Here is a 19,403-nt window from a genome sequence, read left to right as displayed (position 1 = left end):
CAAAAACGTGGGTCAATCATCGCATCTCTAAAGCTATTGTCTCTAGGGCAAAAGCCACAAACAGCGCTATTGCTCTGGAAGACTTGACAGGGATCCGGGAAAGGGTCAATCAACAGCCACGCAGCAAAGCTGAACGGCGCAGGGCCAACAGTTGGGCGTTCTACCAGCTGAGGCAGTTTCTGGAATACAAGGCTCTGCGTGCAGGGGTTGCTTTGATTCTGGTGCCGCCTGCCTACACGTCGCAGACCTGCCACCGGTGTTTGCACGTCCATCCCGATCCTACGCAATCCTATCGCAGTGGGAAGCAGTTCAAGTGTGGGCACTGTGGATGGGAAGGGGATGCGGACTGGAATGGGGCCAACATGATTGCCAAGCTTGGGGCTGTCGTAAACCAGCCTAGAGGTCCGTGGTTGGCTTGCCAACTGCAGGGCTACCGAAAGCCCGCCCCGTACTGCGAAGCAGTCAGGGCCGGGTAGTTTACAGATGGCCATTCGGAATGCCAAACTCAAGGACAAGCCGTACCAGTTGCCGAATAGAGAAGCAAGGCCATCCTGCCTGCCGAAGTTTTTGCCGAACCAGCTGACTATAGACTAACGGCCAACCGTAGGACGATGCCGACAAGAGCTACGGTGGCAGCTCCAATCAAGGCAAAAGCCAGGTTAACCACTTGGGCGCTAGCCTTTTGATAGGTGTCAATTCGTTCTAGGATCACCCGGTTTTCTATCCCCTGCTCGGCCCAACGTCTCTCCTGCTCAGCCCAACGTCTTTCCTGCTCGGCCCAGCGCTTTGCTTGATCGGCTGCCAGGGCTTCTAGCCACTCGTTGGTTCTGGAGACATCCTGCCGGAGTCCTTCCACATCCTGTCGGATCTCTTCCACATCTTGCCGGATCTCTTCAATAACACTCAACACATCCCTGAGGGTGGGTTCACCGGCGGGCATCATAGAGCTGCAACCTCACTGAACAGCAAACGGTCTGAGCTCGCTAGATCAACTCGCTCACCGGGAAGCGATCCAGCATTTTTTGGGCTTGACGGGCATTTTCCCGTAACTCTGCCGGCAGATGGGGTACATAAGGGATCTGAGAAAGCAAATCCAGCGTGCGGCGGATCAGGCGCACCAAGTCTCCGGCATCTAGGTTGGTGCTGGCTTCTAGGGTTTCCCAAGGGATCCCTTGCGCCCAATGTTCGACGATCCCGGCCAAGCTGGGCTCAAACCCGATCGGCACATGAAACACCTGGTGTTGCCGTTGGCTGCGGAACAGCTGCCGCCGTAAACCCCGCAATCCGTGCAGCACATCCTCCACCAGCCCCGAGGTGCGCAGCCGGCTGTAGGTACCTGAACGGGGAGCCTCTGAGACCAAGGCAGCCACAACTCCGGCCAAATGATGGGGAGCACAGCCCTGACACTCACCCGAGAGCAGAGCCAGCGCCAGCCAGAGCTCGTTATCCCCCCGCAGCGCGGCCACCACCTCTCCGCTATCGGTAGGTTGATACTCTTGCAGACAGTTGAAATCCTGCAACACCCCCACCAAGGCCATAAATTGCTGCCAGCGCAACTCCTGCACGGAATCGCTTTGCCGCTCCAGGTGCTCGAGGCGCTTGAGCAAGCGCTGGCGTTTTTCTCGCAAACCCAGCAATTTTTTCCCCACTTGGTGAGCGGGATTCTCTCGGATTTGAGCTTCTAGGGCACGGATTTTTTCCTCTTGGGCATGAATGTGGGGAAAGGCCAACAGCCGCAAGGTGGGATCCGGCTCAGCTTCCCGTTGTTTGAGCAAGTAGCGCAAAATGCGTCGTTCTTCCCGCCGTTGCGCCTGCATCTTCTCATAGCGGGCGATATCTTCGTCGGCAATGCCTCCCAAGAGACGGTCGATCTCCTCCAGCTCGGCGCGCGTGTGCAGGATCTCCTGTTGTTCGGGCAACTTTTGCAACGAGAGCAAATACTGGCCGAAGCTGCGGTTGATCAGATCCCGTGCTGCTTCCAAAGAGTGCTTTTGCAGCAGGTTCAGCACCATGCCATAGGTGGGGGTAAACTGGCTCACCAAGGGATCCGCTCCAGAGGTGGCCAGCCGCGCAGCTTCTTGGGCCCCCTCAAACGGGGATTGCACCGTCACCACATGGCCGATGATGTCCTTGCCCCGCCGTCCGGCTCGGCCCGACATTTGCATGAACTCGGAAGCGGTCAAGAGGCGGTGGCCGTTGTCGGTGCGCTTAGAAAGGGAGGAGATGACAGTTGTGCGGGCGGGCATGTTGATCCCGGCGGCCAAAGTCTCAGTGGCGAAGACCAGCTTCACTAGCCCCTGCTGAAACAGATGCTCCACCAGTCCCTTCCAGGCAGGCAACATGCCGGCATGGTGAGCGGCAATACCCCGGTAAAGGGCATCCAACTGATCTCGGCGGACAGCTTCGGGCGTTTCTCGACAAAAGCGGTCGATCTGCTCAGCCAACTGCTGCCGTTCTTCCTCGCTGGCTACCAAGTCCAGATCCCTTACGCTGGCCACGGCCATATCACAGCCTTTGCGACTGAAGATGAAATAGATGGCCGGCAGCATGTCCCGCTGGCGCAAGTTCTCCACCACCTGCACCATATCCGGCACTCCCCCATAGGGAGACTGACCTGACTTGGGGAGTTTGCTTTTCAGGCGGCGATTGCAAACCCACTGGCCGGACTCGGTTTGCTCCAGCAGGGGGAACAGCCCTTTGCGATTGGCAAAGTGAAATTGCAGCGGCACCGGGCGGTGGTTGGAGTCGATCAGATGGGTGGGGCCATGCACCTGGTTCATCCAATCGGTGAGCTGGTCGCTGTTGGCCAGGGTGGCAGAAAGGGCAATGAGCTGGATCGTGGGGGGGCAGTAGATGATTGCTTCTTCCCAGACGGTGCCCCGCTGCTGGTCGTTCATGTAATGGCATTCGTCCAGGATCACCGCCTGCACCTCTCGCAAGGGATCCCGACTCAGGGCCTCCGCCTCCTCCCAAGGTTCCATCCCATCGCCAGAGGCTCCTCTCTGAACGGCCAGAGAGAGCGGCGTGCCATAGAGCATGTTGCGGAAGATCTCGGTGGTCATCACCAAGATCGGCGCCTCCCGGTTGATGGAGATGTCGCCGGTGAGCAGGCCAACCTGTTCTGGGCCGAATTGCTGGCCAAAATCCCGGAACTTTTGGTTGGAGAGGGCCTTCAGGGGCGTTGTATAGAAAACCCGCTTGCCCTGGGATAGGGCCCGATAGATGGCATACTCTCCGATCAGGGTCTTGCCGGATCCCGTGGGAGCACAGACCACCACCGATTCCCCAGCAGCCAGAACCTGAATGGCTCGGATCTGAAAGTCGTCCAGCTCGAAGGGGAAAAGCTGCCGCAACTCGTCCAGCAAATCGGTTGCCGGGGAGAGAAGCGCACTCATGGGATCCAAATCAACATTGGGAAACCTGGAAACCCGCCCAATTCACTGCTTCCTGTGGGTTGTACCTTCTAGGATACAAGCTTTCTTGGGGCGTCGACTGCTCCCCTGCAAAAAGCGCCAGTTACTCTGCTTCTTTGGATCAAGAACAGCAGCTCAAGCAAGTGCTAAAATGGGGTGCCGTTGCCGGATGCTATCGTGCTGGTCGTCATCGACAACTACGACAGCTTTACCTACAACTTGGTGCAGTACCTGGGGGAGTTGGGAGCTCAGCTTCAGGTTTTTCGCAATGACCAGCTCTCCGTTGACGACCTGCGCCGAATGCAGCCGCAAGCTGTAGTTATCTCTCCTGGGCCAGGGCGGCCGGAAGATGCCGGGATCTCCCTGGAGTTGATTCGGGAGCTGGGGCCAGAGCTGCCGATTTTGGGGGTTTGTCTGGGGCACCAGTGCATTGGCCAGGTCTATGGTGGTCAGATCGTGCGCGCACCTGAGCTGATGCATGGCAAAACCTCGCTCATTTACCATCGAGGGGTGGGGGTGTTTGAGGGGTTGAGCCAGCCTTTCACGGCCACCCGCTACCACAGCTTGGTGATCGAGCCTTCTACGTGTCCTGATGAGCTGGAGGTGACGGCTCAAACAGGCGATGGGATCATCATGGGGGTACGCCACCGCCGCTATCCCCACGTTCAGGGCGTGCAGTTCCACCCGGAGAGCATCTTGACTGCAGAGGGCAAGCGCTTGTTGAGCAACTTCCTGCGCAGCGCCAAAGCCTCAACTGCTGCTCAGCCCAATGTTTCGCAGAAACCTCAGGAAACCGTTGCCGTTGTTACATCAGGGATCCCCACTCCATGAAGCGTCGCCAGCTTCTGCAAGCCAGCGCTGGGCTGCTGGGATCGATGGCCGTGAACCTGGCCAGAGGGCGCAAAGCGGGCGCTCAGACAGCGCCGGCACAAGGTTCGGAAACGCCAACAACCCCAGGGTCTATAGAGTTCACTCCCGGCTCCAGCTCGCAGGGGCTGCAACTGACTTGGCTGCACCACAGTTGTGTTTTGTTCGAGGGGGAGGGCCGACGGTTTCTGGTCAACCCGTTTCGGCCGGCGGGCTGTACGGCTGGCTATCCTGCCCCACGAGTTGCTGCCGATCTGGTGTTGCTCAGCAGCCGCTTGTTGGATGAAGGGGCTTTGGATGTGGTGCCCGGCAACCCCAAGGTGCTGTTTCAGCCGGGAGACTATCTGATTGACGGGATCCGGGTGCAAGGAGTACGCATGCCCCGTGGCCCTCGCTTTGGCGTAAACGTGGGTTGGCGCTGGCGCATGGCTGGGATCGACATTGTCCATTTGGGAGGGGCGCTGCAGCCAATTACGCGGGAGCAGTCCATCCTGCTTGCTCGTCCCGACCTGTTGCTGGTGCCAGTGGGGGGTGGGCCGAAAAATTACGATCCTGCCGGGGCCAAGGCGGCCATTGAGGCGCTGCAGCCCAAGCTGGTCATCCCCACCATGTATCGCACGGCCGCCGCCGAGGAATCCCAATGCGAGCTGCTGCCGCTGCAGGAGTTTTTGCGTCTCTTCCCCGCTGCTGCCCCGCAACCTGCCCTCAGCAACCCGTTGCTGCTCTCGGCCCAGGCTCTGCCCAGGCAGGGGCTCGCCATCCTTTTCTTTGAGGAATAGGGCTATGCGAGGTCAGGTCCTAAAAATCGCTGTCGGACTGGGATCCCTGCTAGTGGGGGGTCTGGGATTCTATGGATACTCCCTACCAGAAGATCCACAAGCCTTGGCCCAAGCCAACCCGCTGCGGCTGCAACTGGCTCTCTGGCTGGGGAAAGACGCCAACGCCGTCGATGAGCGGGGCAAGACAGCCCTGTTTTTCGTAGAAAGCGGCCTCAACGCCCGTCTTTTGCTGGCAGCGGGGGCGGATCCCAATCGACCGGACTATGGGGGAGCCAGCCCACTGCACCAAGCCGCTCGCCTGGGCAACCCTGAGGTTACGAAAGCCCTGCTCCAGGGAGGGGCCGAGGTGAATGCTCGTTTTGGCGCCGGTGGCCTTCCCCTGCATTTTGCCGCTTGGTCCGGCAACCCCGAGGTCGTTCGGCTGCTGCTGGAACATGGCTCCGAGATCGACGAGCCGGACGGCTACGGCCTCACGCCCCTGCGCATCGCCCAGGATCTGCGCCGCTGGGAAGCTGCGATCCTTTTGTCCCGCTGGCCCCGCTCCGCCTCAACCGACGGGCATACAGATTGATTCCCCTTCTCTACCACCCCAGCACCCAGGCGAAGATCAAAGGCGCCACGATGGTGGCATCCGACTCGATGACAAATTTGGGGGTGTCGATCCCCAATTTGCCCCAGGTGATCTTCTCATTGGGCACTGCCCCCGAGTAGGAACCGTAGCTGGTGGTGGAGTCGCTGATCTGGCAGAAATAGCCCCACAGGGGTACGCCCTGGCGACCCAGATCTTGATGGAGCATGGGCACCACACAAATGGGGAAATCCCCAGCAATGCCGCCGCCAATTTGAAAGAAGCCGATGGAGGATTCCGCCGAGGTGCGCAGGTACCAATCCGCCAGGTGGATCATGTACTCGATCCCTGTGCGGACGGTGTGTACATTGCGGATCTCACCCGTGATGCAGTGGGCGGCATACATGTTGCCGGTGGTGGAGTCTTCCCATCCCGGCACATAGATGGGCAAGTTGGCCTCCATAGCGGCGTAAACCCAAGAATCCCGGGGATTAATTTGGTAGTAGGGCTCCAGCCGGCCGCTGCGCAGAATCCGGTAGAGAAACTCATGGGGAAAATAGCGCTCGCCCGCCTGATCGGCGCCGATCCACTCTTCCAAAAGGGCTTTTTCCAAGCGCCGCATCGCCTCCTCTTCGGGAATGCAGGTATCGGTTACCCGGTTCAGGTGCCGCTCCAGCAGCTCCTGCTCCTGCTGCGGGCTAAGATCGCGGTAGTGGGGCACCCGCTCGTAGAACTCATGGGCGATGAGGTTAAAGATGTCCTCTTCTAGGTTGGCGCCGGTGCAGGAGATGGCGTGCACCTTGTTCTGCCGGATCATTTCCGCTAGGGAAAGGCCCAGCTCCGCTGTGCTCATGGCGCCGGCCAGGGTCACCATCATTTTGCCGCCCTTTTCCAGGTGAGCACAGTAGCCCTTGGCCGCATCCACCAGCGCGGCGGCGTTGAAGTGGCGAAAATGATGTTGGATAAATTGGCTGACGGGGCTGTTGGTCACGATTTTTCCGGTCACTCTGACCTGGTGAAGCACGATTTTCTAGTCTATCAACTTTAGGGGCGCTGACAAGCTTTGCTTGGGGATACCTTTATCGGTATTGGCAACCATTCCCCTGCAGGTCGGCTGGAGCAGGTTGCGTTGCGAAGCCGGGATCCCATACCGGTTCTCACCCGGCCTTGGCTGAGACAAAGGGATCGCCTGCCCATGTCAGAATGGTGGCGAATCACCGCCCTATATCCGTTCACGCTATCTGTTCACGTTGGGTTCATGCCTCCTGTCAGCACTGTCGAGCCAGCCGAGCCCATTGCCGAAGTCCAATCTCCAGAAGCGACTGCTCCGTCTCCAGAGCCATTGCCTGGGGCTGTGGATCCCTCGCAGTCGAAGCCAGCCGGGTCTTCGATGGGATCCCTGCAGCGCTGGTGGGCGCGCTGGAAACAAAAGCTGCGCCTGGAGACCCAGCTGCTCTTTGTGGCCACGCTGGTGGTCTCCTTGGTGGTGAGCAGTTTTACCTTCTGGGCCGTCAGCACTGTGCAGCAGGATGCCCGCTTCAACGAGGCCCGCTTTGGCCGGGATCTGGGGTTGCTTTTGGCGGCCAATGTTGCCCCTCTAATTGCGGAAGATCGCATTGGCGAAGTCGCCCAACTGTCCCGCCAGTACTTTGAGAGCACCAGCAGCATCCGCTATTTGCTCTACGCCGATCCCGAAGGAAACATCTACTACGGGATCCCGTTTTCCAACCAAGAGGTGAAAACCTCCCTCAGCCTCACCCGTCGCATGCAACTGCCGGACAACCGTCCTCCTGCTGAGGGCCAACCGCTGGTGCGCACCCACCTTACCCCTGCCGGGCGGGTGACGGATATTTTTGTCGGCATCTATCATCAGGGCCGCTTTTTGGGCACCCTCGGCCTGGGGATCAATCCCAATCCCGCCCTGGTGCGCTCCACCCAGCTGGCGCGGGAGGTCTCGATTGGGGTGTTTTTGGCGGTGTGGGTCTTGGCCATCCTGGGAGCGGTGGTCAATGCCCTCACCATCACCTATCCCATCAAAGAGCTGGTCAAAGGTGTCCAGGAGATCACCAAAGGTAACTTCAAGCAGCGCATCGACCTGCCCTTCGGGGGCGAGCTGGCCCAGCTCATCGACAGCTTTAACGAGATGGCGGAGCGGCTGCAAAGCTACGAAGAGCAAAACATCGAGGAACTGGCTGCCGCCAAAGCCAAGTTGGAGACCTTGGTCTTCTCCATCGTCGATGCTGCCATTTTGCTGGATGCCGAGTTGCGGGTGCTGCTGCTCAACCCTGCCGCCTCCCGCATGTTTGGCTGGGAAGGGGATCCCGTTTTGGGCAAACCCCTGCCGGAGCTGTTGCCGGAGGATCTGCAGCAGCAACTGGCCCGCCCCCTGATGCAAATTGCCCGCGGGGATCAAGAAGCAGAGGAAGTTCGCGTCAACCTCACCGGCCCCACCAAGCGTGTTATCCGCATCCTGCTTTCGCCGGTGTCGGATCCGCGGCGGCAAAACCTCAAGGGGATCGTGATGACGGTGCAGGACATCACCCGCGAGGTGGAGCTCAACGAAGCCAAGGCTCAATTCATCAGCAACATCAGCCACGAGCTGCGCACCCCCCTCTTCAGCATCAAGTCTTTTATCGAGACCCTCTACGAGTACGGCGAGCAGATGTCCTCGGCGGAGCGGCTGGACTACCTGGAAATTGCCAACCGCGAAACCGATCGCCTCACTCGCCTGGTCAACGATGTTTTGGATTTGTCTCGTCTGGAATCGGGCAAGCAGTACCACTTTGAAGGTGTCGACATCGCGGCAGTGATCGAGCAGACTTTGCGCACCCACCAACTGCAGGCCCGCGACAAAGGGATCCAGCTGCGCAAGTTCGTCGATCCGGATCTGCCGCTGGTCTGGGGCAACTACGATCTGCTGCTGCAGGTGATGACCAATCTCCTGGGCAATGCCCTCAAGTTCACCCCCTCAGGGGGCCTGGTGACGGTACATGCCCACCTGGTGGTTCAGGCGGATGGATCCCCGCAGGCAGTGCGGGTGGCGGTGGCCGATACAGGCATTGGCATTGCCCCAGAAGATCAGGAGCGGATTTTCGACCGCTTTTTCCGTGTCGAGAACCGGGTCCACACCCTAGAGGGCACCGGCCTGGGGTTGGCCATCGTGCGCAACATCCTGGAGAAACATCGAACCCGCATCTGCCTGGAGAGCAAGCTAGAACAGGGATCCACCTTCTGGTTCGACCTGCACCTGTACACTGAAGAGGGACCGCTGGAGTTCGAGGTTCAGCCAGCCGAGACGGATCCCCCCAGTTGCGCTTGGCGGGAGCACTCCCATCAACGCTGAGGATATGAAGGGCATACCGGCCATTTTTTGGGGGTTGGGCCTCAGTTTCGCATTTTTGTGCCACACTGGTGACCTTTACCACCACACAGGGGGGCTGGGCAACCCGCTGTTGGCCACCGGTGAAGACGTCACTTCTCTGCTGCTGGCGGTGGTGGCGGTGCTGGCCCCTTGGCTGGCAGTGCTGCTGATGGGTTTGCTGGTGTACTGGCTGGGCAAACGGGCGTTGAAACTGGGGTTCCGCAGCAGAAATGCCGCTCCCAAGTCTCAGGGATCCCCGCCGACGGCTGTTCTACACTGGAGAAGGTTTTAACTGGATGGTTTTGCCATGCCGCCTCGCTGGCCCCGGAAGCCCTCCCGTCGGGATCCCGAATTTCGCAAGCTGGATGATCGCTATACCTATGCCGCCCACCTGTCTGTTTTCCTCTGTAGCGGGTCTGGGCTGGTGTTTTTTCAGCAACTGTACCGCGCGGATTGGCCGTGGCTGGTGCCCCTGTTGGGCTGGTGGGCTTTGGGGCTAGGGATCCACAGCTTCTGGATCTTTTTTGTGGCCCGCTATCCCGTCGAGGCCGGCTTTGGGGAGCTCACTCCCGGCGCGCACGAAAACCCAACAGCCGCGGAGACGGATCCCTCCAGAGCCAGCTAGGACTTAGAGAGGGGATGATCCCCTTGCTCCTGTTCTCAGCCAGGGGAGGTAGAAGCTCCACCTGGTCGCCGCTGCCGCCGCAGCAGCAGGGGGGAGAGATCGCTCTCGTCGTAAATATCGCCCACCAGCTCCTCCAAAATGTCCTCCAGCGTGATCAGGCCGGTGGTGCCGCCGAACTCATCCACCACAATCCCCAGGTGTTGGCGAGAGCGCAGCATTTCCTTGAGCAACAAGCTGACCCGCTTGGTGTCCGGCACAAAAAAAGGCGGTGCCATCGCCTGGGTCACTTCGGCATTGCCTTTTTGATCGAGATAGCGCAAGGCTTGCTTGAGGTGGATAATGCCGACGATCTCGTCCTTGGATTCTCCCTGCACGGGGATGCGCGAGTAGCCCGTTTCCAAACAGAGCTTCACCACATCCTGCAACGTTTTGTCGTGGGAGATGGTCTCCATTTTAACTCTGGGCTTGGCCACGTCCCGCGCCTGCAGCAAGTCCAAAGCCAAGGCCCCACGGAACAGCCGCCGTTTTTGCCAATCCAGCAGCCCCCGCTGCCCCAACACATCGATCAGCAGCTCCAAATCCTTGAGAGAAGCGGTGGCCGTCAGGGGGGAGAATTCCAATAGATTGAAGAGCCTGCTGACAACCCACTCAAAAGCGTCGCTAAAAGGGCGCAGCAGCACCGATAGGACATGAACAGGCCGCACCACCCAGCGGAACACCCCTAGCGGATGGCTCACCGCTAAAGACTTTGGGGCTACTTCTCCAAAGAGGAGCACCACAATTGTGGTGGGCACGGTGGCGGCCAAAGCTCCAATCTGGGTTCCCAACAGTTCAATGGAGAGGGTTGTGGCCAAAGCGGCAATGCCGATGTTGACAAAGTTGTTCACCAGCAACAGGGTGGTGATCAGCCGCGAGCGCTGTTGTTGGGCCAGTCGATACAAGCCCTGTGGATCCCCTTGCTCTTCGATTAGGGATTCCAAGCGCAGGTTGTCCATGGCCGTGATGGCCGTTTCGGCGCCAGAGCAAGCTCCTGAGAGAAGCAGCAGAAAGGCCAAGAGAAAGACATTAACCATAGCGCTCCGTTCGCGACGGCGGAACGGGATACAGGTAGCATTGGCTCATCGAGAGAAAAGCGGGTCGGCCTATTTCCATCATCAACGGGATCCCCTCCGGCACCTCAACACCTCGGTGGTTTTGCCAAAGTTCATCACTCAACCCATAGCTCGGCATCCGTGCCCCCTCATCAACTGCATCTTCAACGAAAATCTTCAATGAGAAATGAGAGAGGGATCAAGCTGTTCAAACCGGCCAGCTCCCTGAAAATCATGCGGAAATCTGACTTGTCCCGTTGATTTAGTCTTGATTGAGTCAAAGCTACTGATCTAAACGGGCCGGGCCAGATCGCTCCAAAAGCTGCCGGTACAACGTTACAATTTTGTCTTCCACCTCGGATTGGCTCAGGTGATCTGTGTCGATCAAGATGGCATCGGGGGCAGGCCGCAAGGGAGAGATGAGCCGTTCGCTGTCGCGGCGATCCCGCTGCTCGATTTGCGCTTTCAATTCTTCGAGAGGCACCATTTGCCCTTGGGCTTGGAGTTGGTGTTGCCGACGCTGCGCCCGCTCCCCAACAGAAGCGGTCAAGAAAACCTTCAGCTCTGCATCAGGAAAGACGTGGGTGCCGATATCCCGCCCCTCCAAGACAGCACCGCCATCCCGGCCAATGCTGCGTTGCCGCTTCACCAGCTCCTGGCGTACTCCCGGCACTGCCGCCACGTGAGAGACCCAGCGGGTCACTTCCGGAGAGCGAATGGCCTGGGTAATTTCTTCGCCATCGGCCCAGATGCGGGTCGGCTCTGTCGAAGAGGTGCCACTTTGCAGGGTGAGCTGGGTTTGGGCGGCCAGTTGGGTGAGTTGCTCGGCATCGTCCAAAGGGATCCCCCGTTGCAGTGCCAGCCAGGTGATGGCTCGATACATGGCCCCCGTGTCCAAGTACAAAAGCTGCAGCTGGGCGGCTACTGCCCGCGCCACGGTGGATTTTCCGGCTCCAGCCGGGCCGTCGATGGCAATCAGCGGGCGACGCGGGGGAGAGGTCGTGCCGGAAGAGGGCGGTGCCGCATGCTGGACTCTCTCCGGCGAGGGATCCCCTTGCTCTGGGGAAAGGAGCAGGTTGTCGATCAGGCGAGTCTGCCCCACATAGGCAGCAATGGCCAGCAGGCCCTTGTCTTCCACCCGCGGCAGCGGCTGTAGCGTTTGGGGATCCACCAATTCCAGGTATTGCAGTTGCAGCTCTGGGGTATGCTCCAGCTCAGCACGGGCGGCGGCAAGGATCCCTTCTGCTGAGGGATCCCCGGCCCGCCAATGGTCATATCCCCGACGCAAGGCCCGGTATAGCCCGGCAGCCACCTGTCGTTCAGCAGCAGAAAGGTAGCGGTTGCGGGAGCTACAGGCGAGGCCATCGGCTTCTCGCACCGTGGGGCAGGGAACAATCGTGGTGGGTATTTGCAGATCCCGAACCAAACGCTGAATGATCGCCAGTTGCTGGGCGTCTTTTTGGCCGAAGTAGGCCCGCTGCGGCTGCACCAGGTTCAGCAGTTGCAGCACAATGGTGGCTACACCGCGAAAGTGGCCAGGTCGGTGGGGGGCGCAGAGGGTCTGCAGAAGGGATTCGGGGGGCATGACCCAGGTGCGGTCGCTTCCGGTTGCGGGGTCGGCTCCCATCTCTTGCGGGTCAGGGGCAAAGACCACATCCACACCTGCTGCCTCGCACAAAGCTCGGTCCCCCTCTTCGTCGCGGGGATAGCGATCCCAGTCTTCGTTGGGGCCAAATTGCAGCGGATTGACGAAAATGCTGACCACCGTGTGGTCACACTCTTGCCGGCAGCGGCGGATTAGGCTGAGATGGCCCTCATGCAGGGATCCCATCGTGGGCACCAAGCCAACTGTGGATCCCCGCCAATCGGCTACCTGCTCCCGCAAAGCAGCAACTGTGCGCAGCCAGTGCATCGCCATGCCACCTCAATCTCTCTCTCCCCTATGGGTTTTCTCCAACCCCCCCAAAGGCTGCTCCTACAGGCCGATCTTGTTGCTGCGTTGATACTGCCTGTAGGCTGCCACGAATAAGCCCGCCAAGGTGACCACCACCATGCCCAAGACGATCCCCAACAAAATCGGCTCGATCACAACACAGACCTCCCAGTTCAAACCTAGATCATGATAAGCCAAGCCCAAACCTATCCTCACCGTTCCTTGCCAAGGAAATCGAGGGGGGATCCCCTAATAAAATGCAGGGGATCCGCGAAGCCGTTGAGATGGCATACCCATAGCCCATGAGGTCAATTGTCTTGTCCGGGGATGGCGGAGACTTGAAGGAGTGCCTGTCCAAACTGGAAGAGCAACTGCGCCCTTTGGCAGACAAGGCCGTTCCCCTGCTGGTGGCGGACTCCGATCCGGTGCAGGTGTGGGCGGCAGTTTTGACCTGCCAACGCTTGGGGATCCCGCTGTTCCTGGGTAATCCCCACTGGGGAGAACGGGAATGGGGACAGGCTTTGGCGGATATGGGATCCGGCTGGTGCTGGCGCCAGGGCCGACTGGAAGGGGATCCCGCCCCCTTGAATCTGCGCCTGCGGGATTTGCGGGAAGCTGTGCCCAGCTCCCATTGGCCGCTGATCGGCATCCCCACGGGTGGCTCTGGCGGCCAAGTGAAATGGGCCCTGCACTCTTGGCTGACCCTCAGTGCCTCGGCCAAAGCCCACCAACAGCACTTTGCCGTTGGGCCTGTACACAGCTATTGCGTTCTGCCCTTGTACCACGTCAGCGGCTTGATGCAGGCAGTCCGCTCCTGGCTGAGCGGTGGGCAGTGGGTTGTCTGGGATTGGAAACGGCAACAGCAGGCCGAGTCTTGGGATCCCCCTCTGCCGGGGAGCTTTCTGTCGCTGGTGCCCACTCAGTTGCAACGGCTGTTGCTCAACGCCCATCCAGCGGTCTTGGAGAGCCTGCGCCAATTTCGGGCCATTTTGGTCGGTGGTGGCCCCACCTGGCCCAGCTTGCGGCAACAGGCCCGGCAACTTCACCTTCCCCTTGCCCTCACCTACGGTATGACCGAGACCGCCTCCCAGGTGTGTACGTTACTGCCAGAAGCCTTTTGGCAAGGGAGCGACAGTCTGGGTCGGCCTCTGCCCCACGCCACGCTCCAGATCCGCAGCGAACAAGGGGATCCCTCCGTGGGCACCCTTCACATCTGGGCAGAGTCGCTGGCGCTGGGCTACTACCCTCAGCCCACACATGGCTTGCAGGAATGGCAGCAGCAAGGCTTCGCCCCTGGCGATTTGGGCTACCTAGACCCCCAGGGATGTCTCCATTGGTTAGGTCGAGCCGATGACCTAATCCTAACCGGCGGGGAAAAGGTGATGGCTGCAGAAGTGGAAGGGGAGATCCGAGCCAGCGGCTGGGTGGAAGATGTGTGCGTGTTGGGCCTACCGGATGCCGAATGGGGGCAGCAGGTGGTGGCGGTGGTCGTCCCCAAAACGGGGATCCCCAAAGAGCTGGAAATGCACCTGAAGCAACACCTAAGCCGCCAACTGAGTCCCTTCAAGCACCCCAAGCACTGGCTGTGGTGTACCGGGATCCCGCGCAACCCTCAGGGCAAAGTCAACCGCCAACAACTCCGGCAGTGGGCAGCTCAGACGTTGGGGATCCCAACGCAGGCAAGTTAGCGGGATCCCTCCCGAATGCCCAGACGGGCTAAATCTCGCTTGATTTCAAAGGCCAATTCTCGGTTGTGCGGCTCCGTGGCCAAAGCTTTTCTCAAGTAGGCTTCCGCCTGCTGATAGCGCCCCTCGTAGATCAAATGGTTGCCGAAGCGCTGGTAGGCCAACGCCAAGATGTGGATGGCCTCGCTGGAGTTGGGAAACCGTTTCAGCAGCGCCTCCGCCTGGGCCACCGCCGTGGGCAACTTCCGCTCCCGCCAGGCTGCCTTGACGCGGGCAATCCCCTCCTTGAGCCCTTCCGGATTGGGCTGCTCTGCCGATGAGGGGCCTATGCTGCGAATGACCACCCGCCTTTCGCCGGCAGCAGGAGAGCTGGGTGGAGATTGACGTTGTGCAGATTGACGTTGTGCATCGTAGCGCCGCCGCTGCTCAGGGTCGCTCAGCACTTGGTAGGCTTGGTGGATTTGTTGGAAACGCTCTCGGGATCCCTCCCCTGCCACATCAGGGTGAAACTGCCGCGCCAACCGTCGAAACGCCTGTTTAATCTCTTCAATGTCCGCTGCAGGAGATAGGTTCAGGATCGCGTAGTAATCCATAAACGGTGGCGCAACTAAGGGATCGGGAAAAGACCTGGCCAAAAACCAGCTCTAGTCTATCGCTGCGGCCCCGGCTTGACCAAGGGATCCCACCAAGCGCTTGGTTCTCCCGCTTCCCTCAGCAGCAGGGATCCAGTGTTAGACTTTGCCCAAGTTGTTTGGAGCCTCCATTCCGGCCTATCGAGGATCCCTTCCTGTTGCCCAACTTCATTGCAACTTGGCTTTTTTATTTCTATCTGTTATGAGTGAAGCGCTTCATCAAGCTCTTGCCAATCGAGATCTAAAACAATTATTGGCCCATTTGCAGCGGGGGGAAGATGTAAATGCTGTCGATGCTCAGGGAATGACCTTGCTTCACAAAGCGACACTCCTTGGCCATCTGGGACTGCTGGACTTGCTCTTAGTATATGGCGCCTCCCCCAATGCCTTAGATCCCACAGGTGCTACCCCTCTCCATTTGGCTGCCGCCAGGGGTCAGGTCAAGCTGGTGGAGCGTCTCTTGAGGGCAGGCAGTGATATCAATCTCCCAGATAACCATGGCTATACCCCTCTCCATCGGGCTGCTTTAACCGATCAGGTAGAAGTAATCGGTCTGCTCATCCAAAAGGGAGCCAACACCGGTCGTGTTCTCCACTGGGCCACAGCCACCGGTCGAAAAAGCATTCTGGCCCGCCTACTATCCAAGGGAGTGCCGGTGGATGCCACTGACGAAACAGGCCGAACCCCTCTGCATGAAGCCGCCACCCGAGGGGATTTGGGCATCGCTCGCTTTCTGCTCTTGTACGGGGCCAATGCCAATGCGCGCAACCGATTCGGGGCGACACCGATGCACTGGGCTGCTTGGGAAGGGCATATCCAAATCCTGGAGCTTTTGCTGGAAAATGGAGCCGAACTAAACCCTCGCAATGAAGATGGGCATACCCCCTTGGCCTATGCGCAGAAACGCCAACATAGACTGGCTGTCCAATGGTTACAAGATCGAGGGGCAACCCTTTAGTATCAGGTTTGGGATAGAGAATAAAACAAGAGTTGATGGAAATTCTAGCCGCTTTGGGTCATAGGACATTCAGGCTTCCCCCTCTCTCACAAGACAGGGGTTGAAGGTGAGGGTAATCTCTACAGAAAAAAGGAGAGAGGCTGTTAGGCTTTCCTCCCTCCAGTCTCTTCGTCGCGGTTAGCGTTAACGCCAGCTAGATTCTAACTGATTCTTCCACCTGATTCAACTTTTTTCTAGAGTTTCTCTTGAGCCCAACATAAATTTTTGAACGACAAAACAAGACATAGGACAGACAGTTTGTCCCAAAAGGTTGGTCTTTTTCCTTAGCTTCTGACAAGTTTGCAAAGGAAACTAGAGCAGCAATCTTTGTATTCGGTCTTGTCTTCCGGTTCCCGAAGCCAGATTGCCCCCTTCCAAAGCCATAACCCTCAGCCGCTGTTGCTCCTTTACACTGCCACCTCTACAGATTGACATGAGCAAGCAAAAAATCTCTCTATCAACTGACTCTGACTCTCATTAGCACAGAACCTTGCTTAGCCTTGGAGAGGAGAAAAAGGGATCCCCGCTGACGCAGATGGCCAGTTCCGCCAGTGCAGGATCCCTTCCGCATCCAAGACAAGAGAGGAAGACTGATGGATACAACTCCACCACTCAACCGAGTAACAGCATAGCTTTATTGAGATTGAATCGCAATACCTAGCCAACGTAAGAAGAAATGTTCTTGACAAAACTGCTTCAAGTAGTCGTTTCAAGTTGGGGTGAGACGCTTGGGCTACTGAGGAGAGCCTTCTGATTCCCTGTATTCAAGGCTTTAGGTATGGGTGCAGTGTCCCAGTTTGAATCGAAATGGCCACAAGCAGAGTACCTGGGCTAAAGGGTAATTGGCCAAGATTTGCAGTTTCAGCCCTCTTGAGAGGATAGGTCGCGGAGTTGTGGGCACAGCACAGGTTCAAGGGGGGGTGAGGGGCTGATAGCAGTCGTGGTTCTTAATACCCTCTATTTCAACTGCTCGCGTAGCGGGCCGGAGGCCTTAGCAGGAAGCAACCGGTCGTTTGTTTCACCTTGACGGTGAGATAAATGACTACGCGTTGCGGAACAGTAGGCAATCTCACCGCCATTCAAATGCCGGGGCAGGCAAGAATCAGCTTTTGGCCCAATGGATCCCTAGCCACGATAGCTGAGTCGCCTGGCAGGAGATCGAACCTGACGGCGTTTTCTGCGCCAGCGTTTCCAGCGGGAGACCATCCAGTCGCTTAGGCTGTGGTTCACCGATCCCAGTTCCAACCCCATCCCAATCCAAAAGAGCATCTCGGCGTGAACTTGCAGCAATTGCCAGAGATCGCTGCCCCACACCCAGGGTTGCCACATCCACCAGCCCAACCGGGATCCCAGCCAAGCCCCCAGCAGGCCAGCTCCTCCTGCCCATAGGCTCAAGTACAGTACCCGCACGGCGGTGCCCACAATCGGCCCATGAGACCAAAAGGAGCGATGCCGCATCCACTTGCGGTAGGGCAGCCAAATCCAGCGCAAGAACAGCCAGCGTTGATACTGTCGGGAACAGGTGTCCAGATCTCCAGAAAACATCAGGCCGCTGAACAGATAGGCGGATCCCACAGCCAGGGCAACTGTGGTGCTGTTCCCCAACACACCGGCGGCTAGGGTGATGCCGGGGGCCGTCCAGAGGGTAATGCGATCGTGGGTGGATCCCAGCGGCATAAAGCCAGAGCAACAGTACACGACTGCGGCTCAGTCTACCCGCAAGCAAAGGAGAAAGCCTGCTCCAGCCCTGGGATCGCTCCGCCGGATCTTGAAAAACTTAAGCCTGCTGCTCCCCAGGGATCCCTCGATTCAGGCGATCCAACACCTGCAACTGTCGGTAGAGCATTTCAACTCGTGGCAGATGGATCCCAGCTTGTCGAGCGTACTGCAGTGGGTTGCCGAAGATCACCTGCAGTTCCAGAGGACGTTTGCGCTCATAGTCGATTTTCATGCTGGTGCGGTAGGGGGTCATTTTCTCGGTATTGGTGAGCATTTCTTGGATCAGGGAGTCGGGAAGCAGGCGATCACAAGCTGCAGCTCCCTGTATCACCTCCTGTATCAGCGTTTCCGCCAAAGCACGGGCCTCAGGGTCTCGAATCATTTGCTGAGTATCGGCATTGAACACCACCGAGAGGCCGTTGAAGGGAATATTCCAGACCAACTTCTGCCAGCGGGCCAACATCAAATCTGGTGAGAGCGAAGTCGGGATCCCTGCCCGTTGAAAATCGGCTTGAACTTGTTGAAGGCGGGGCGTGATCCCTTGGGGGGCATAGCCAGGGCCGTATTCTGCCAGCAGCACCGAACCGTAATCCAGATGGTGAATGTGGCCGGGGCCAACCTTATTGGAGCTGATGAAGCAGAGGCCCCCCATGACCCGCTCTGGGCCAACGCAATCGGCAATCTCGGGTTCCACCCCCAGCCCGTTTTGCAACAAGATCACCACGCCATTCTCGGCCAACACAGGCGGGATCAAGTGCGGCAGAAGCGCATTTTGGGTGGCTTTCAAAGCCACGATCACCCCTTCGCAAGCGGGCATGTCCTCCACGGCTGCGTAGGCATTCACCTGGGGCAAATGAAAATCCCCCCAGCAGGACTGCACCCAGAGGCCGCTTTGGCGAACATGGTCATAGTCGCTGTGCAGCAGAAAATGCACCGCAAAGCCCGCCTGTTGCAATTTCGCCCCATAAAATCCTCCCAAAGCGCCCGTGCCCAAAACAGCGTAGCGGCGGGTTTCCGGCAACCAAGACATGGCAGTGAGTTTCGGCAGGTCATCCCTAAAATACCGCACCCCAGCGCCGGCTCAGGGTTTAATCTTTGCCGTTTTGTCTATCAACAGCACCCGCTCTTCTGCATCGGTTTCCCGCAGATGGACTCTCACCGTTTGCTCCGGTTCTGTGGAAAGCTGACAACCGCAGTAATCGGGCTGGATGGGAAACTGTCGGTGACCCCGGTCGATCAACACCGCCAATCGCACCCGTTCCGGTCGCCCAAAGTGGTTTAGGGCCTCCAAAGCTGCTCGCACGGTGCGACCGCGAAAGATAACATCATCCACCAGCACCACTTCTTGGCCGGTCAGGTCACGCGGCATTTCGCTGCGATCGGGGGTGCGCAACCCGCCGGCGCTCAAATCGTCGCGGAAAAAAGTGATGTCCAGCTCCCCTACTTGGGGCGGGATCCCCAGCAGAGTGGCAATCCGATCCCGCAGGCGGTAGGCCAGGGGAACTCCCCGGGTGCGAATGCCGATCAACGTCAACTTTTGGAGGTGGGGATGATCCCTGCCGATCGCCTCTGCCAGACCCTCGATCAGCCCGGCCAACTGCTCCGCATCGAAGACCTCGATCTCGGACATGGATCCCTGTCGCCCCCTCGCCAATCGCGGATCTGGTCTGTAGAAGACTTTAACAAAACGCGCGGAATTCCCCACCCTCTGTAGGGTGGGGATGGATAGCGCC

At 58.7% G+C, this 19,403-nt stretch carries 20 protein-coding genes; 9 read left to right on the top strand and 11 right to left on the bottom strand.

Annotated elements, in window-relative coordinates; all coding sequences use genetic code 11:
* The first annotated feature begins 23 nt into the window (after positions 1-23).
* Positions 24-476 carry an RNA-guided endonuclease TnpB family protein gene (locus NW829_RS06240; protein ID WP_414416678.1) on the top strand — a complete coding sequence of 151 codons (453 nt, stop codon included), beginning with the start codon at positions 24-26 and terminating at the stop codon, positions 474-476.
* Positions 477-583: 107 nt separating this feature from the next.
* On the opposite strand, the gene NW829_RS06235 is transcribed toward NW829_RS06240, so the two are convergent.
* Together NW829_RS06235 and NW829_RS06230 are read right to left on the bottom strand one after the other, a co-directional pair.
* A complete protein-coding gene (locus tag NW829_RS06235) occupies positions 584-943 on the bottom strand; it encodes a hypothetical protein (protein ID WP_414413657.1) in 360 nt (119 codons plus the stop codon).
* Between the two features lie 40 nt (positions 944-983).
* Positions 984-3,395 (bottom strand): DEAD/DEAH box helicase, encoded by a 2,412-nt coding sequence (locus NW829_RS06230; protein WP_414406825.1) that lies wholly within the window; start codon positions 3,393-3,395, stop codon positions 984-986.
* A gap of 195 nt (positions 3,396-3,590) precedes the next feature.
* Between NW829_RS06230 and NW829_RS06225 the strand changes: the two genes are divergently transcribed.
* From NW829_RS06225 to NW829_RS06215, 3 genes are read left to right on the top strand one after another with little or no spacing between them, the layout of a single operon-like run.
* On the top strand, positions 3,591-4,244 hold the full coding sequence (locus tag NW829_RS06225) for an anthranilate synthase component II (RefSeq protein WP_011433980.1): 654 nt from the start codon (positions 3,591-3,593) through the stop codon (positions 4,242-4,244).
* Positions 4,241-5,059, top strand: a complete 819-nt coding sequence (locus NW829_RS06220) for an MBL fold metallo-hydrolase (RefSeq protein ID WP_414331279.1) — start codon at positions 4,241-4,243, stop codon at positions 5,057-5,059. Before NW829_RS06225 ends, NW829_RS06220 begins: the two co-directional genes overlap by 4 nt.
* A 4-nt stretch (positions 5,060-5,063) precedes the next feature.
* On the top strand, positions 5,064-5,630 hold the full coding sequence (locus NW829_RS06215; protein ID WP_414416676.1) for an ankyrin repeat domain-containing protein: 567 nt from the start codon (positions 5,064-5,066) through the stop codon (positions 5,628-5,630).
* 10 nt (positions 5,631-5,640) lie between these two features.
* Here the strand turns inward: NW829_RS06215 and NW829_RS06210 are convergent, their stop codons facing one another.
* Positions 5,641-6,618, bottom strand: coding sequence for a deoxyhypusine synthase family protein (locus NW829_RS06210; RefSeq protein WP_414416675.1), 978 nt, complete (start codon positions 6,616-6,618; stop codon positions 5,641-5,643).
* A gap of 399 nt (positions 6,619-7,017) precedes the next feature.
* Here NW829_RS06210 and NW829_RS06205 point away from each other — a divergent pair, with 399 nt between their 5' ends.
* The 3 genes from NW829_RS06205 to NW829_RS06195 are packed head-to-tail and all read left to right on the top strand — an operon-like array spanning position 7,018 to position 9,613.
* A complete protein-coding gene (locus tag NW829_RS06205; RefSeq protein WP_414380516.1) occupies positions 7,018-8,970 on the top strand; it encodes an ATP-binding protein in 1,953 nt (650 codons plus the stop codon).
* 4 nt (positions 8,971-8,974) lie between these two features.
* Positions 8,975-9,280 carry a DUF4126 family protein gene (locus NW829_RS06200; RefSeq protein WP_414416674.1) on the top strand — a complete coding sequence of 102 codons (306 nt, stop codon included), beginning with the start codon at positions 8,975-8,977 and terminating at the stop codon, positions 9,278-9,280.
* 15 nt (positions 9,281-9,295) lie between these two features.
* A complete protein-coding gene (locus NW829_RS06195; protein ID WP_011433986.1) occupies positions 9,296-9,613 on the top strand; it encodes a hypothetical protein in 318 nt (105 codons plus the stop codon).
* 35 nt (positions 9,614-9,648) lie between these two features.
* Here the strand turns inward: NW829_RS06195 and NW829_RS06190 are convergent, their stop codons facing one another.
* The 4 genes from NW829_RS06190 to petG form a co-directional block, all read right to left on the bottom strand.
* Positions 9,649-10,686 carry a hemolysin family protein gene (locus tag NW829_RS06190; protein WP_414358051.1) on the bottom strand — a complete coding sequence of 346 codons (1,038 nt, stop codon included), beginning with the start codon at positions 10,684-10,686 and terminating at the stop codon, positions 9,649-9,651.
* The gene (locus tag NW829_RS06185; protein ID WP_187147237.1) at positions 10,679-10,843 is read right to left on the bottom strand and encodes a hypothetical protein; all 165 of its coding nucleotides are present in this window, start codon (positions 10,841-10,843) and stop codon (positions 10,679-10,681) included. Before NW829_RS06185 ends, NW829_RS06190 begins: the two co-directional genes overlap by 8 nt.
* 144 nt (positions 10,844-10,987) lie before the next feature.
* Positions 10,988-12,616, bottom strand: coding sequence for a bifunctional pantoate--beta-alanine ligase/(d)CMP kinase (locus NW829_RS06180; RefSeq protein ID WP_414416677.1), 1,629 nt, complete (start codon positions 12,614-12,616; stop codon positions 10,988-10,990).
* Positions 12,617-12,679: 63 nt separating this feature from the next.
* Complete coding sequence (petG, locus tag NW829_RS06175; RefSeq protein WP_011433989.1) at positions 12,680-12,793, bottom strand: cytochrome b6-f complex subunit V; 114 nt, start codon at positions 12,791-12,793, stop codon at positions 12,680-12,682.
* A gap of 146 nt (positions 12,794-12,939) precedes the next feature.
* Between petG and NW829_RS06170 the strand changes: the two genes are divergently transcribed.
* A complete protein-coding gene (locus tag NW829_RS06170) occupies positions 12,940-14,325 on the top strand; it encodes a 2-succinylbenzoate--CoA ligase (RefSeq protein ID WP_414416673.1) in 1,386 nt (461 codons plus the stop codon).
* Here the strand turns inward: NW829_RS06170 and NW829_RS06165 are convergent.
* Complete coding sequence (locus NW829_RS06165) at positions 14,322-14,915, bottom strand: J domain-containing protein (RefSeq protein WP_011433991.1); 594 nt, start codon at positions 14,913-14,915, stop codon at positions 14,322-14,324. The two genes, NW829_RS06170 and NW829_RS06165, sit on opposite strands and share 4 nt — an antisense overlap.
* Positions 14,916-15,156: 241 nt before the next feature.
* Between NW829_RS06165 and NW829_RS06160 the strand changes: the two genes are divergently transcribed.
* The gene (locus tag NW829_RS06160; RefSeq protein ID WP_414416672.1) at positions 15,157-15,912 is read left to right on the top strand and encodes an ankyrin repeat domain-containing protein; all 756 of its coding nucleotides are present in this window, start codon (positions 15,157-15,159) and stop codon (positions 15,910-15,912) included.
* A 1,164-nt stretch (positions 15,913-17,076) separates the two neighbouring features.
* On the opposite strand, the gene NW829_RS06155 is transcribed toward NW829_RS06160, so the two are convergent.
* The 3 genes from NW829_RS06155 to pyrR all read right to left on the bottom strand — a co-directional run bounded on the left by NW829_RS06155 (position 17,077) and on the right by pyrR (position 19,300).
* Positions 17,077-17,649, bottom strand: a complete 573-nt coding sequence (locus tag NW829_RS06155) for a metal-binding protein (RefSeq protein ID WP_414341609.1) — start codon at positions 17,647-17,649, stop codon at positions 17,077-17,079.
* A 79-nt stretch (positions 17,650-17,728) separates the two neighbouring features.
* A complete protein-coding gene (locus NW829_RS06150) occupies positions 17,729-18,700 on the bottom strand; it encodes a putative 2-dehydropantoate 2-reductase (RefSeq protein ID WP_414416671.1) in 972 nt (323 codons plus the stop codon).
* A 51-nt stretch (positions 18,701-18,751) separates the two neighbouring features.
* Positions 18,752-19,300, bottom strand: coding sequence for a bifunctional pyr operon transcriptional regulator/uracil phosphoribosyltransferase PyrR (pyrR, locus tag NW829_RS06145; RefSeq protein WP_414358057.1), 549 nt, complete (start codon positions 19,298-19,300; stop codon positions 18,752-18,754).
* Positions 19,301-19,403: the final 103 nt, after the last annotated feature.

This window comes from Synechococcus sp. R55.8, assembly GCF_047461895.1.
Taxonomy (GTDB): Bacteria; Cyanobacteriota; Cyanobacteriia; order Thermostichales; family Thermostichaceae; genus Thermostichus.
Note: the sequence above shows the minus strand (reverse complement) of the source record. Positions and strands in the feature narration are given on the sequence as shown.

What these genes read in the sequence shown, in the direction of transcription:
- NW829_RS06230 (WP_414406825.1), bottom strand. Translation starts at nt 3,395, where the DNA reads ATGAGTGCGCTTCTCTCCCCGGCAACCGATTTGCTGGACGAGTTGCGG.
- pyrR (WP_414358057.1), bottom strand. Translation starts at nt 19,300, where the DNA reads ATGTCCGAGATCGAGGTCTTCGATGCGGAGCAGTTGGCCGGGCTGATC.
- NW829_RS06165 (WP_011433991.1), bottom strand. Translation starts at nt 14,915, where the DNA reads ATGGATTACTACGCGATCCTGAACCTATCTCCTGCAGCGGACATTGAA.
- NW829_RS06195 (WP_011433986.1), top strand. Translation starts at nt 9,296, where the DNA reads ATGCCGCCTCGCTGGCCCCGGAAGCCCTCCCGTCGGGATCCCGAATTT.
- NW829_RS06150 (WP_414416671.1), bottom strand. Translation starts at nt 18,700, where the DNA reads ATGTCTTGGTTGCCGGAAACCCGCCGCTACGCTGTTTTGGGCACGGGC.
- NW829_RS06215 (WP_414416676.1), top strand. Translation starts at nt 5,064, where the DNA reads ATGCGAGGTCAGGTCCTAAAAATCGCTGTCGGACTGGGATCCCTGCTA.
- NW829_RS06205 (WP_414380516.1), top strand. Translation starts at nt 7,018, where the DNA reads ATGGGATCCCTGCAGCGCTGGTGGGCGCGCTGGAAACAAAAGCTGCGC.
- NW829_RS06235 (WP_414413657.1), bottom strand. Translation starts at nt 943, where the DNA reads ATGATGCCCGCCGGTGAACCCACCCTCAGGGATGTGTTGAGTGTTATT.
- NW829_RS06200 (WP_414416674.1), top strand. Translation starts at nt 8,975, where the DNA reads ATGAAGGGCATACCGGCCATTTTTTGGGGGTTGGGCCTCAGTTTCGCA.
- NW829_RS06180 (WP_414416677.1), bottom strand. Translation starts at nt 12,616, where the DNA reads ATGCACTGGCTGCGCACAGTTGCTGCTTTGCGGGAGCAGGTAGCCGAT.
- NW829_RS06185 (WP_187147237.1), bottom strand. Translation starts at nt 10,843, where the DNA reads ATGCCGAGCTATGGGTTGAGTGATGAACTTTGGCAAAACCACCGAGGT.
- NW829_RS06160 (WP_414416672.1), top strand. Translation starts at nt 15,157, where the DNA reads ATGAGTGAAGCGCTTCATCAAGCTCTTGCCAATCGAGATCTAAAACAA.
- NW829_RS06170 (WP_414416673.1), top strand. Translation starts at nt 12,940, where the DNA reads ATGAGGTCAATTGTCTTGTCCGGGGATGGCGGAGACTTGAAGGAGTGC.
- NW829_RS06190 (WP_414358051.1), bottom strand. Translation starts at nt 10,686, where the DNA reads ATGGTTAATGTCTTTCTCTTGGCCTTTCTGCTGCTTCTCTCAGGAGCT.
- NW829_RS06220 (WP_414331279.1), top strand. Translation starts at nt 4,241, where the DNA reads ATGAAGCGTCGCCAGCTTCTGCAAGCCAGCGCTGGGCTGCTGGGATCG.